The sequence below is a fragment of the Nostoc sp. MS1 genome (genome assembly GCF_019976755.1).
Taxonomy (GTDB): Bacteria; Cyanobacteriota; Cyanobacteriia; order Cyanobacteriales; family Nostocaceae; genus Trichormus.
On record NZ_AP023441.1, the window covers coordinates 429,707 to 442,957 of the forward strand.

Here is a 13,251-nt window from a genome sequence, read left to right on the forward strand (position 1 = left end):
TAGTCATTAGTCCACAGTTATCCTCCTCATCTCCCTCATCTCCCCCCACTTATGACCAGACCCCTCACGCCTGCAAACAAAACTTTGGGACGTAAAGATTGGACTTGGCAAGATGGATTGCTGATTCTAGTAATTATTTCCTTAATCGTACTCATTATTAGAACTGGTTCTAAATTTAGTGGTACTTTTCAACCTGAGCTAACTATTTCTACTAATATTAGTGCTTTACCAGGATATACTGCCCAAACCTTAATTCGTATGGGGCTGGCTTACTTTTTATCATTAATTTTTACCCTAATATATGCCTATACCGCTTATCGCTTCCGTATCGCGGAATTGATTTTAATTCCTATATTAGATATTCTCCAATCAATTCCAGTATTGTCCTTTTTACCGGGTGTTGTATTAGCTTTAATTGCCTTATTTCCAGGTCAGAGAATTGGTGTAGAACTAGCAGCTATCTTGCTAATCTTTACGGGTATGACTTGGAATATGACTTTTAGTTTTTATCAGTCTCTCCAAAGTATTCCGCGTGAATTATTAGAAGCAGCGCAAGTATATCGCCTCAATATTTGGCAGCGTTTTTGGGCTTTGGAATTACCATCTGGTGTGATTGGTTTGGTATGGAATAGTGTGATGTCGGTGGCTGGGGGTTGGTTTTTTTTAATTGCAATTGAATCATTTACTTTAGGCAATAAAGATTTTCGTTTACCCGGATTAGGTTCTTTTTTAGGTACAGCCGCTAATAAGGGAGATTTTACTGCTATATTTTGGGGTTTGGCGGTGTTGATTGTGGTGATTGTAGCGACTGATTTTTTTGTGTGGCGACCTTTGATTGCTTGGGCAGAAAAATTTAAGCTGGAGATAGTAGAAACGGAAAATGCACCGCAATCATGGGTGTTAGATATATTGAGGCGATCGCCTACTTTACGCGCAGTGAGCGATCGCCTCCTTGTACCATTACAATCAGTTATGGACGATGGTTTAATTCGCTCCTTTCCCGTGCGTCCTGTACCTGTCAACGCCAAAGGTAATCTAAATTTACCGAGTTTTTTCAATTGGGTATTTGTGAGCGGCTTCACCTTAATTGTTCTGTGGGGTACTTGGGAAGCTGTGCTATTATTGCGGACTTTGGGCTGGAATGATTGGTTACAGGTAATCAAAGGTGCTGGGTTGACGGCGTTACGAGTCACAATTGCTTTAATATTATCCCTATTGTGGACTGTACCTGTGGGAGTTGCCATTGGTCGTAATCGGCGGTTGGCTCAAGTTTTGCAACCATTGGTACAAATCGCCGCTTCAGTACCAGCTACAGCTTTATTTCCTGTGCTATTGCTAGGTTTAACCCGTGTTGCTGGGGGGTTGCAAATTGGGGCGATCGCACTGATGATGTTAGGAACAATGTGGTATATCTTATTCAATGTCATTGCTGGGGCGCAGTCTATCCCCTCAGACCTCATCGAAGCCGCTTGGGTATATAAGCTTTCTCTTTGGCAACGTTGGCGAACCTTAATTTTACCCGCCATATTCCCTTACTTAATTACCGGAATTATTACGGCCGTTGGCGGCGCATGGAATGCGAGTATTGTTAGTGAGTATGTCACATTTCAAGGACGAGTAATCACCACTTCCGGGCTGGGTGCGACAATTTCTCGTGCTACAGCTACAGGTAATTTCTCTCTGCTGTTAGCTTCAACTGTGGTGATGTCTCTATTGGTTGTGTTAACTAATCGTTTGATTTGGCGACCTCTATACAATCTAGCTCAGGAGAAATATCAATTATTGGTTTAGGTATGGACGTAGTAGTCCACCACGTAAATTATCATAGGTCATAGATGCCCGACTTTTTAAAAAAGTCGGGCATCTGAACACTCACGACACAAATCAGTTAGATTATTAGGCATTCGGTGAAATAGTATAATCTTGTCCTCTATTTCGAGATATACTTGCCAATTTCTGCCACTAACTCCTTCAAACTGACAGGTTTTGCCATATAACTATCTACACCCACAGCCATGATTTGTTCTTTATCCGATCGCATGGCAAAGGAAGTTAGGGCAATAATTGGGATATGGGCAATATCTGCATCGGCGCGAATTTGGCGAGTTGCTTCTAAGCCATCCATTTGTGGCATCTGCACATCCATAAGAATTAACTGTGGTCGCTGGGTTTTGGCAATTTCTACCGCTTCTTGTCCATTGTTTGCTAAGACAAGGCGATAGCCATAGGCTTTTAGATACTGAGTAATAGTTAAGACGTTAGCTTCGTTATCTTCTGCCAGGAGAATCAATGGTTCAGAAGATATGGTTTCAAGTTCTTCGCTTTTAATCTCAGATTCTTTTACAGCTTCCCTCGTTTGTTTTTCCGGTTCTGTCCACGGAAGCGTGACTATAAATCGGCTACCTTGATTAACTGCACTCTCAGCAGATATACTACCACCATGAAGTTCGGCAATTCGTTTAGCTAAAGACAGTCCTAAGCCAGTGCCGGCATAACGGCGAGTGTAGGAGTTTTCTACTTGAACAAAGGGTTGAAATAAATTTGCTAGATTTTCTGGTGTAATGCCAATGCCAGTATCTACTACACTCAGTTGAATTGTCTTGATTTGATTGGTGAGTACATCTATTTGCGTTGTTACTTCTAGTCTAACTTCGCCACCTTCGGGTGTAAATTTGACTGCATTACTCAAAAGATTTATTAATAATTGCCGTATCCGCATCTCATCCACTTGAATTTTCCCGATATTTTCAGCTATTTGGGAGTTAAGGCAGATATTTTTTTTGAATGCTTGCTGTTTGACAAATATGAGACTGGATTGACACAATTCTCGTACAGAGGTAGGCGCAAGTTCTAGTTCCATCTTGCCTGATTCGATTTTGGCTAAGTCGAGAATATCGTTGATGAGTGTGAGTAGGTGCTTACCGCTATTTTCTAAGGTAGTTAAAGACTTTTGTTGTTCTTGTGTTACTGGGCCGCACACTTCATCTTGTAGGGCTTCTGTGATGCCTAAAATGGAGTTGAGGGGAGTCCGTAATTCGTGACTCATATTCGCTAGGAAAGCGCTTTTGGCAAGGTTGGCGACTTCCGCAGCTTCTTTGGCTTGGCGTAATGCAACTTCTGCGCGTTGGCGATCGCATACTTCTAATGTTAAGGCTACAAAGTCAGTAATCGACCCAGCAAAGTTCTGTTCGCTGAGTTTCCATTGACGAGGAATACCTACCTGTTCGTGAAATACCATCCCCACAACTTCACCCCCAACCCAAATAGGTGCATCTATCAAAGAAACTATGTTGTTTGGCTCTAATAGTTCACGCCAAAATTCCTGTACTCGTGGGTCGTTGCTGGTATCGTTGACAGTAATTGTCCGGGCGTTGGCTACTGCGGCAAAATATATAGGATACTCGGCAAGGCTGCGTTCTTGTCCTGCGGAATGTCGATTGTGGCTACGTTCGTAGAGGTCTACACATTGAAGCTTGCTGCGATCGCTACTATAAAGCCAAATGCTGACTCGTTCTACTTCTAAAGCTTGGGCAGCTTTCTCTGTAATAATATAAAACGCTGCTGTTAAATCTCCGGCGGAAATTGCCCGATGCTTGGCTAGTTCTGCTAATGCTTGACTATGCTGGCGTAATTGTTGCTCATTTTGGATGCGTTCCCGAATTTCCTGCTGTAATTCTTGCGTTCGCTGTTCTACTCGCAGTTCTAATTCTTCAAAAGACGCTCGTAACTCTTGGGACATCTGATTAAAAGACTGTCCCAACACTTCCAGTTCGGCAATACCTTCTATCATCACTACTGGTTCGTCCTTGTCACTGAAACTGCCCTCCAAGGCTTTTTGCGCCAAGGCTTTGGCGGCTTTACTCAAACGCAAAACTGGTTGAGCAATCCAGCGAGTTGTGAAAATCCCTAATATCGTAGCTAATCCGAAAGCTGCCAAACATAGGAGAATAGTAATTTGTGTGTGGCGATTGATTTGCTCCATGAAATCAGCTTCAGGGATAACTACGGCAATCAACCAATTGATATTTTTTTCACTATTAAACGGCTGAATTTCTAGAAATTGGCGTTTACCTGCAACAGAAAATTCTAATTCTTGTAAATTACCTATTTGATTTAAGTTAGCAAATTTGCTGGCTAAATATTTGGCTGTTGCTTGAGTTAGGGAGTTACTACTTGCAGAAGCAGTTAATCTAATAGTTCTACCATTTTTGATGAGGAATGGTTGTTCACCTGTAGAGGAAGCTACTAGTAATCCTGAGCGTTCAATAATAAAAATTTGTCCTGATTTACCCACTTTGAGGTTTCTTAAATGCTGCCCAATATCTGATAGGTGGGATAATGTAGTATTGACCCCCAATAGCTGACCTTGGGAATTGTAAATAGGTACAGAGGCACTTATACGTAGAGTTTTTTCTGTTAATGGTGCGTAAATTTGACTAAAACTGAATTTGCCTTCTTTAAGTGCTGTTTGATAAAAAGGGCGCGATCGCGGGTCGAAATTTTTGATTACTTCCGGTAGTTGAGTGCGTTTGCCTGTGCTATTAACTTTATAGCTGTAAAGATTATAATTACTTAATCTACCCGCTCTTCTTACTAAAAATTCTTCATTATTTAGCTTTTCTACTGATAGGTGTTCTCCTTGTTGATTACTGATAGCAATAGCAAGAGAAGAGGGAAATATTTCTAATTGCTGCATGAGGTATGGTTCCCAAGCAGAAATATCCTGCATATTTAACAGTCCAAACTGCAAGGCGTTTTTGTTGCCATTTAGTATTTGATGGGGAGTGGATAAAAATGTTTGTAAGTCCTGTCTAACATGGTTGGCAATCTCCTGACGCAACTCGCTGGCTACCTCATTTACAGCTTTCTGCCCGTTACGGAAAGATAAGTATCCAATTAAACCCACTGTTAAGGTGATTTGCAGGAGAAAAGGCACTACCATCACCCGGCTGAGTGGCACGTTCTTTACTAAGCCAGAAAGCCAACGTCGCCCAGGATTTTGATTCATCTGCTAAATGCTCCCAGTGCTGTGAGTGTTGTCTGTTGTGCTTGGGTTAAACCAATTGCCCCGGTGATATTCATCCCTTCATAGGGTCTATCCGCTCTAAGAATTTGTACACAATTGCCAGTATGAATGCTCCATAGTCTGATGGTTTCATCGGCACTACTACTGGCTAAGGTTTCCCCATCTAGGCTAAAAGCTACGGATAAGACATGGCTGGTATGTCCGCGCCATGTCTTCAGACATTGACCACTATTTACCGCCCAAAGTTTCACAGTTTTGTCAGCACTACCACTAGCTAGGGTTTGTCCATCGTGGCTGAAGCTGATGGATAAGACTTGATTGGTATGTTCTTGTAGAGTTTTCAGGTTTTTACCTGTCTGCACATCCCAGAGTTTCACTGTGTGATCAGCACCAGCACTAGCCAGAGTACGCCCATCGGGACTAAATGCTACAGATAATACCGCATTGGTATGTCCTTGTAAAATTTGCAGACATTCCCCAGTCATCAAATGCCAAAGTCTTACAATTTGGTCGGCGCTGGCTGTAGCGAGAATTTGTCCATCAGGACTGAAAGCCACAGATAAGACTGCATTTGTGTGTCCTGAGACAATATCAAGACATTCTCCTGTTGCTGTATCCCAAATTCTCGCCGTTTGGTCGGCGCTACCACTAGCGAATACTTGACCATTAGGACTAAAAGCTACTGACCAAACAGTGTCTTGGTGTTCAGTCAAGGTTTTGAGGCATTGTCCAGTTGCTATATCCCACAATTTAATACTGCGGTCAGCACTACCACTGAGGAGGATGTGTTGATGAAGTGCGATGGGCTGCGCCCCGCCGTAGGCGATCGCTAAAATATGATTTGTATGCCCCGTCAATGTTTTAATACATTGCCCTATAGCTGTATTCCACAGTCGAATTACTTGGTCATGGCTACCACTAGCAAGGATTTTATCGTTACCAAACCCAATAGCTGATACTTGGTTAGTATATCCTTGTAATGTTCTGATACATTGCCCTGTAACTGTATCCCAGAGTCGAATTACTTGGTCATCTCCTCCACTAGCTAGGACTGCACTATCAGCATTAAATACTAATGTCCGTACCCAATTTTCATGACCTGACAAGACTCGCAGGCAATTTCCTGTGACAACATCCCACAGCCTAATAGTTTGGTCGGCACTGCCACTAGCAATGATTAACCCATCGGAACTAAAACTGACTGATACAATCGAGTTACTATGTCCTGATAAAGTGCTGATACACTGCGCTGTTTCAATATCCCAAAGTTTGACTGTATGGTCATCGCTACCACTGGCTAAGATTGTCTTCTCACTCCAAGCAAGAGACTGGATAGCTGCACGATGACCATAGAAACTATGCAGATATTCACCTGTGTCTGCATTCCACACCCTGATAGGTTCATCGCCGCCGGCTGTTGCCAACAATGCGCCATCAGCACTCAACGCGACTACCTGAATCTGATTGCTTTGGTCTTGTAAGGTGGCGAAAGCTTTTCCTGTGGACAGATCCCACAAACTGACAGTTTGATTTCTGCCGCGACTGACAAGAATATTGCCTGTAGGATGAGATGCAATCGCTAATACTTGGCTAGTATATCTTTGTATAGTTCTAGTAGTTTGCCCTGTATTTAGATCCCAAAACTGGATGCTTTGGTCTGCACTATGACTAATTAGAGTTTGACCATCCAGGCTAAAACATAGGGACTGTATCGCCAGGGTGTTACCTTTCAAACTTAGATGCAATTGAGCATCGGCAACGCGCCACAGATGCACCTCGCCATTATCATCACCCGTGGCTAAAAATTCTCCATCTGGGCTAAAGGCTGCTGATAAAACACTGCCAAATATTTGTCGAAAAACTGATTTAGAGAAATGAGCATTAGTAAAATTAACCCGGTGTAAATTGACTGCTCTCAGGTCAGCTTGCCAAATTGGGAGATGAGAGAAGTCATAATCACTTAAGTCTGTGTCTAAATTGTGCAGCAGGTTAAGAATATTACCTGCTAAATAACCAGACTCCAGCGATGCTTGCTCACGCTGTGTAGTCAGAATTTGCATTAATTGTTGGGCGATCGCTTTCTTACTACCCAATTGACGCAATAACTCTGCAATTATAGGCTTGACAATTAAACGTATTTGTGTATCTTTAATATAATCATTCGCGGTGGCTTTCACAATTGCATGGGTTATCGGTAGGGACGCAGATTTGTGTATTCCTGCAACAATTTCCGCAGATACCTCTTCTACAAACCGCTCTGTTACATACTCCATAATCACAGGTTGTTGCGTAAACCCGATAATGCTCTGTTCAATGAGAGAACGCCGGAGTATTGATTCTAATGCTTCTAGGAGTTGGTGTTTGAGTAACTGGGGGTAAATATCATCAGCCAACTCATACAGCGAAATACCCTCGCGGTTAATTGCTAACCAATACATTACACTTTTTTCTATTTCAGTCAGGCGTTCAAATTGCTGATTGAGTAATGTGCGAATGCTATTAAAAGTTGAGATACCTGTGGCTAAAAATGCAGAAACATCACCAGCGAATAAATCCTGAATTGCCGTGGCGACAATTTTTAAAGCCAGAGGATTTCCACTGTATAAATCAATTAATTGCTGACTTTCCTGCTGAGATACAGACAAACCCTTAATTGTGAGAATTTCTTGAGCCTCTGCATTTAACCCTGTTAATTGTAGCGATCGCACAGGTAAAATTTCCCCAGCTAAAGCAGCAACTTCATTAGGCTTTTCCCGGCTGGTAATTAGCAAACAACTCTGGTGTGCCACCTCGCCGATACGCCGCAGCAGTTCACCATACCCCTCATACTCTGCCGAAAAACTACCTGCATAGCTGCCATCCTGCATCAAAGTTTCCAAATTATCCAACACCAACAAACACCGATGCTGACGCAGATATTCTATTAACTTAGAGATTTTTCCTGCGCTAGTACTGGGTAATTCTGTAGTCTGTTGTGAAGATAAAACTTTGAGTAAATCGTCCAGCAACTCTTCTAACAAAGGTGCATTCCTGAGACTGCGCCAAATTAAAAACTCAAACTGGTTTTGAATGTCCTCCGCCAGCTTAGTTACCAAAGTTGTCTTCCCAATTCCACCATTACCTAAAATTGTAATCAATCGACAGCGATCGTTTAGCACCCATTGCTGTAATGTAGATGTTTCTGCTGTACGTCCACAGAACAAAGTAACATCAACAGCCTCACCCCAGTCATGATTGACTGGGGAGTGGGGAGTGGGGAGTGGGGAGTAGGTTGTCTCCCCTGCTCCCTGGCCCCCAGGCTCTTCTACTAACTCTATAACTCGCCTTGCACCTGTGTAATCTTCAACTTCTAATTGTAAATTTACAGCTTTAAATACCAGTGCAATAGAATCTTTATCAACGCCTTGACACCGCAAAATTTTCCTAATTGTAGCTGGATGTAAACCTTGACCTTCAACTAATTGAGAACGCCGCACCAATTCTTGCACCGCATAGCGTTCTATTTCTAGCTGAAGCATCCGATTTTGCAGTTTTGCTTGTCCTGTTGGACTAAGCACTACCCCTCGAACTCGCTGTCCTGTAGGCAGATCCATTGCTCATACTCAGCCGGGTCAAATGCAATATATCACTTATTTACAAAAATTACGAATTACGAATTATTAATTCCCGCTAAGGCTAATGACCAAGCCTAAAAGCACAATGATTGTGATGGTAATATACAAATTATCTCGCTGCCGTATAAAAGCTAATAGGGAAAAGGCGACTCTTGCAACTGGTGTAATTATTAATAGAAGTAATCCTAGTTGAATTATGCCACGGCGACGACCAGAAAAAACTGCTGTTGCCACTCCTTCAGGACTACTAAAATATGGGGGTTCACCATGAAAAATCTGATAATTAGGAGCCTCATCACCATGACGAATTAAATATAAAACTCCGCCAATAAAAACTACGACAGTAGCAATAATTACCCCATACCTTAGAAGATTGCCAACTAAGATTTCAAATTGTCTTTCGCTCCAACTTCTTCTATTGGCCGACATCTTAAATCCTCCCAGTCAAACCGTTATAAATCATTTGTATACCTAAAAGCGAAATTACTAAGCTAAAAATAGTTCTTAAAACTCCTACCTTAACTCTAACTAATACCTTTGCCCCTAATAATGCTCCTAATAGTACACCCAACATCACAGGCATTGCTAAACCGGGGTCTATATAACCTCGTTTTAAATAAACTCCTGCACTAGCGGCGGCTGTCACCCCAATCATAAAATTGCTGGTGGTGGTAGAAACCTTAAAAGGAATCTGCATAAATTGATCCATTGCTAATACCTTGAGTGCGCCAGAACCAATACCCAATAAACCAGAAAGCATCCCCGCAACAAACATCAAACTAAAACCAGCTTTGACAGCACGGACTTTATAAGCTTGTTCTCCTTCGGGTGTTGGGTAAGTGCTATTTAAGCGCAGCCTAGTTGCTAAAGTATCAGGTGGTTTGTTGTCTTGGTGTTCTGAGTGGGGTATACGCGAGAGATAAGCACTGTAAAGTAAAATAACACCAAACACTACAGCTATGATTCTAGTAGGAGTGTAGGCGGCGATGATAGCACCTGCGATCGCACCAAATGTAGTAGCAACTTCCAAAAACATTCCTAAGCGAAGATTTGTATAACCTTCCTTGACATAAGCGGAAGCTGCGCCAGAAGATGTGGCAATTACGGATACTAAAGATGCACCAATAGCGTAACGAATATCAACGTGAAATACTAAAGTTAATAGGGGAACCAGTACTACTCCACCGCCTAAACCTGTCAACGCTCCCAAGAATCCTGCACTAGCAGAACTAAGCCAAACTAATAGGGTAAATTCGAGAATATTCAAGCAACACCACCTTCGTTCTTTATGATAAATGAAACCGTCTCACGAAATTTTGTAGTGAGGTACATTTGTACCTATCTACAGTAGATTCATTTGTGGCAAAGATTCTCGGAAATGGTATTGATTATTTAGAAATTCAAGACAACACTCGTATCATACAGGTTAGGGGGCGTAAATCATAGTCACCTCATTGAGCATTAACTAGCAAGATAAATCTTGATATCTCCTTTATTTTGTCTGAGAACTTTGAGCGCTTGTTGCTCTATTTGTCTTATGCGTTCTCGACTGACACCCAGGCGCTGACCAATTTGTGATAAAGAAAGCTCATGACCATCTTCTAAACCAAAACGAAGAGTTAAAACTTCTCGCTGTTGTGGAGATAATTTTGTTAATAACTTTCGCAGGTCTTGTTGTAGAGATTCTTCAACAACATAACTTTCTGGAGAGATTCCCGTATCTTCTATCATGTCTTGTAATTCTGATTCTTGCTGTGAACCAATTCTCGCTTCTAAAGACATCGGTTGACGAGCAAGATATAAACAATCTCGCACTTCTTGAGGTGTTAAGGATAATGCTTTAGCAATTTCATCAGTTGTAGGAATACGCCCTAATTTTTGTGATAATTCTCTCTGCATACGCTTAATTTTATTCAGTTTTTCAAACATCTGAATTGGTAAACGTATAGTACGACTTTGTTGAGCGATCGCACGGGTAATTCCTTGACGTATCCACCAATAAGCGTATGTAGAAAATTTGTAACCTCGTTCTGGATCAAACTTTTCTATCCCCCGTTCCAAAGCTAAATTTCCCTCTTGAATTAAATCCAAAAAATCCATATTCCTTTGTTGATATTTCTTAGCAATAGAAACCACCAACCGCAAATTAGCCGCAATCATTTCTTGCTTGGCTCGTTGTCCTTGATTGAGTTGCTGTTGCAATTTAACAATACTTATATTCAAACAATCAGCCCATTCTTGTAATGTTGGTTCATGTTTTAATTGCACAGCTAATGCTTGTTTAGCAGCTAATAATTGCATCATCTGCTGTATTTGTTGAGCTAAGACAATTTGCTGTTGATGAGTTAATAAAGGTACTCGTCCTATTTCTTGTAGATAAGTGTACATATTATCTCTAACAGCTAGATATTTTTGATTATTGCTACCAACTTCAACAGGAACAGAGCTTAATTTATTCATGGTAAGTAAATCCTTGTAAATTAATACATGCTTATTTTTGACGTTAATAGATAGCCGTTATAGATGAGTTTTTGTAGGGATAAAGCTCAGAATAAACCCATACCCTAATAACAAGATAATTAAAAACAGAAACTCAATTAATGCAATGATAATAAACATATGTCTGTAATTTGTTAATTCTTTGTAGATTTTGCAGTATAAATCGGTTTATTAAACTCTCCTATACTACTGAAGGGGAAAAAGCGAAAAGCTGCTTTACCAATTATATTTTGACGCGGAACGAAGCCCCAATAATGGCTATCAAAACTGTTATTGCGATTGTCGCCTAAAACCAGATAAGAGTTTGCTGGAACAATCACTGGCCCCCATTGATAATCTGGTTTGGCTTCAATGTATTTTTCATTCAAGGGTGACTCATTAACATAAACTTGTCCGTTCTTGACCTCTATCTTTTCTCCTGGTAAACCAATAACACGCTTGATAAAAGCATCGTGATAGTTTTCCTGTTCTAATGTTTTAGTAGGGTTAAATACTACTATGTCACCTCGACGCGGAGAGCTAAAATCATAGCTAACCTTATCTATAATTAAGCGGTCATCTGGCTGGATAGTTGGTTCCATTGACCCTGAAGGTACATAACGAGCCTCAGCAACAAAAGTACGAATACCTAAAGCCAAAATTAAACTTAAGCCAACAGTTTTTATTCCTTCAATCCAAGGGTTTTCTGAGTGAGATGAGCCTGTTTTCTGCTGATGAACGGTAGACATAACTTACTAACCTATTAATTACTATTTTGTCCTTGAGAAGCAAATAAATTACCAGCAGCATCATTTTGATAAACACAGGAAACTTGGGGGGAATTTTCCAGTTTGCCAGTATAAGCAAATGTATTTAGCCTATTTTTGCAATCATTTGTCTGCTGAGATGTGATGAGATTCCTTTGTTGTAAAATTGCCCAATCACTAGTACGTAAAACACATCCCGGCTGCATACGTGGTTGTGTTATGTACACTTTAAAGGGATTGAGTGTAAGAAAAACACGAGTATCTGTGACAATTGCACTTGCACCGTACTGGACACAAATATTTGCATCAGGTGCAGCACTATCAATATAAACACTACTAGCAACATTTTCGGGGTTAGAGTTAGCAACGCTAGTTAAACTGACACCAATCAAAACTCCTACTATTAAGGCGGCGCTAACAATAGCTACTATCATTGTGTTGAGACGGAAAGGCTGAGATTTATGAGGAGTTCGTGTGTTATGCTGCATAATTTAGGCCTGCAATAACTTCTCAAAATAAATTTTAGAAATAGAAGATGAGACTTACTTCAATTAATATATGATAATTCTTTTGGCAAGAGAAGATTTTTATTACCTTGATTATCGATATATTGAGCTAGGATTTGATTGACAGCATCTTTTTGACTTACAGGAATTGAGATACGCCAATAATTTTTAGCAAATGGTAAACGCGGCTGGAAGGAAATTACTAACATTCCGTTTTTTGCTTGTTCCCAACTGTATGATTTCACTCTTGCCCATTCCACCAGAGAAAACATATAACAGATGCCATTTTCTCGTAATTCCAATCTCACTAAGCAACGGGAAATTAGCAGAATTATTGAAGACCAAATTAACACTGTCTCAGCAAGATGTCTAGCGTAGGGACTGTCATAGATTGAATTGCCTTTAAATGCTTCATGGATAAATAACGCAGAGTACAAACTGGCAAACATGATGCTAAATAAGCTCAACCAAACCAAGCGTTTATTCTTGAATAGCCACCCCACATTTAGTAAGCAATAACCAGCTTGTTCTTTACGCAACTGCCAAGTTGATATATATATCAGGTAGCCCAAGAAATACACTTCGTAAATTCCTAGCAAGATTAACCAACCATATTTTGTTAATTGAGGGATGACTAATACGGCAAATACAAACAAAATCCACGGAATAGTATAAAGTATTTCTCTATTCGCGTTTTGTTCACCGACAGCACGACGAGTAACTTGATATCTAATTCCTAGTAATATGAAGAAAATAATTATGGGAAAAGATACCGCAGCAACATGAGTAAATTCATAAGTATTCATAATTTTGTTAGTTACCTGAATAATGGGCAGATATGTCGACTTAAAGAAGACTGA

Annotated in this window: 9 protein-coding genes; 1 reads left to right on the forward strand and 8 read right to left on the reverse strand. The window is 40.7% G+C overall.

Annotation, left to right across the window (positions count from 1 at the left end):
* Positions 1-51: 51 nt before the first annotated feature.
* Positions 52-1,791, forward strand: a complete 1,740-nt coding sequence (locus NSMS1_RS01795) for an ABC transporter permease (protein WP_224090449.1) — start codon at positions 52-54, stop codon at positions 1,789-1,791.
* Positions 1,792-1,930: 139 nt separating this feature from the next.
* Here NSMS1_RS01795 and NSMS1_RS01800 read toward each other — a convergent pair whose 3' ends face one another.
* The 8 genes from NSMS1_RS01800 to NSMS1_RS01835 form a co-directional block, all read right to left on the reverse strand.
* Complete coding sequence (locus NSMS1_RS01800; protein WP_224090451.1) at positions 1,931-5,008, reverse strand: ATP-binding protein; 3,078 nt, start codon at positions 5,006-5,008, stop codon at positions 1,931-1,933.
* A complete protein-coding gene (locus NSMS1_RS01805) occupies positions 5,005-8,619 on the reverse strand; it encodes an NACHT and WD40 repeat domain-containing protein (protein ID WP_224090453.1) in 3,615 nt (1,204 codons plus the stop codon). Before NSMS1_RS01805 ends, NSMS1_RS01800 begins: the two co-directional genes overlap by 4 nt.
* Positions 8,620-8,685: 66 nt before the next feature.
* On the reverse strand, positions 8,686-9,069 hold the full coding sequence (locus NSMS1_RS01810; protein ID WP_224090456.1) for a DUF1634 domain-containing protein: 384 nt from the start codon (positions 9,067-9,069) through the stop codon (positions 8,686-8,688).
* A 1-nt stretch (position 9,070) separates the two neighbouring features.
* Complete coding sequence (locus tag NSMS1_RS01815) at positions 9,071-9,907, reverse strand: sulfite exporter TauE/SafE family protein (RefSeq protein WP_224090461.1); 837 nt, start codon at positions 9,905-9,907, stop codon at positions 9,071-9,073.
* Positions 9,908-10,101: 194 nt separating this feature from the next.
* Positions 10,102-11,100, reverse strand: a complete 999-nt coding sequence (locus NSMS1_RS01820) for an RpoD/SigA family RNA polymerase sigma factor (RefSeq protein ID WP_317986568.1) — start codon at positions 11,098-11,100, stop codon at positions 10,102-10,104.
* 173 nt (positions 11,101-11,273) lie between these two features.
* The gene (gene lepB, locus NSMS1_RS01825) at positions 11,274-11,867 is read right to left on the reverse strand and encodes a signal peptidase I (protein ID WP_224090463.1); all 594 of its coding nucleotides are present in this window, start codon (positions 11,865-11,867) and stop codon (positions 11,274-11,276) included.
* 14 nt (positions 11,868-11,881) lie between these two features.
* Complete coding sequence (locus tag NSMS1_RS01830; RefSeq protein WP_224090464.1) at positions 11,882-12,373, reverse strand: DUF3172 domain-containing protein; 492 nt, start codon at positions 12,371-12,373, stop codon at positions 11,882-11,884.
* Between the two features lie 59 nt (positions 12,374-12,432).
* A complete protein-coding gene (locus NSMS1_RS01835) occupies positions 12,433-13,197 on the reverse strand; it encodes a DUF5673 domain-containing protein (protein WP_224090465.1) in 765 nt (254 codons plus the stop codon).
* Positions 13,198-13,251: the final 54 nt, after the last annotated feature.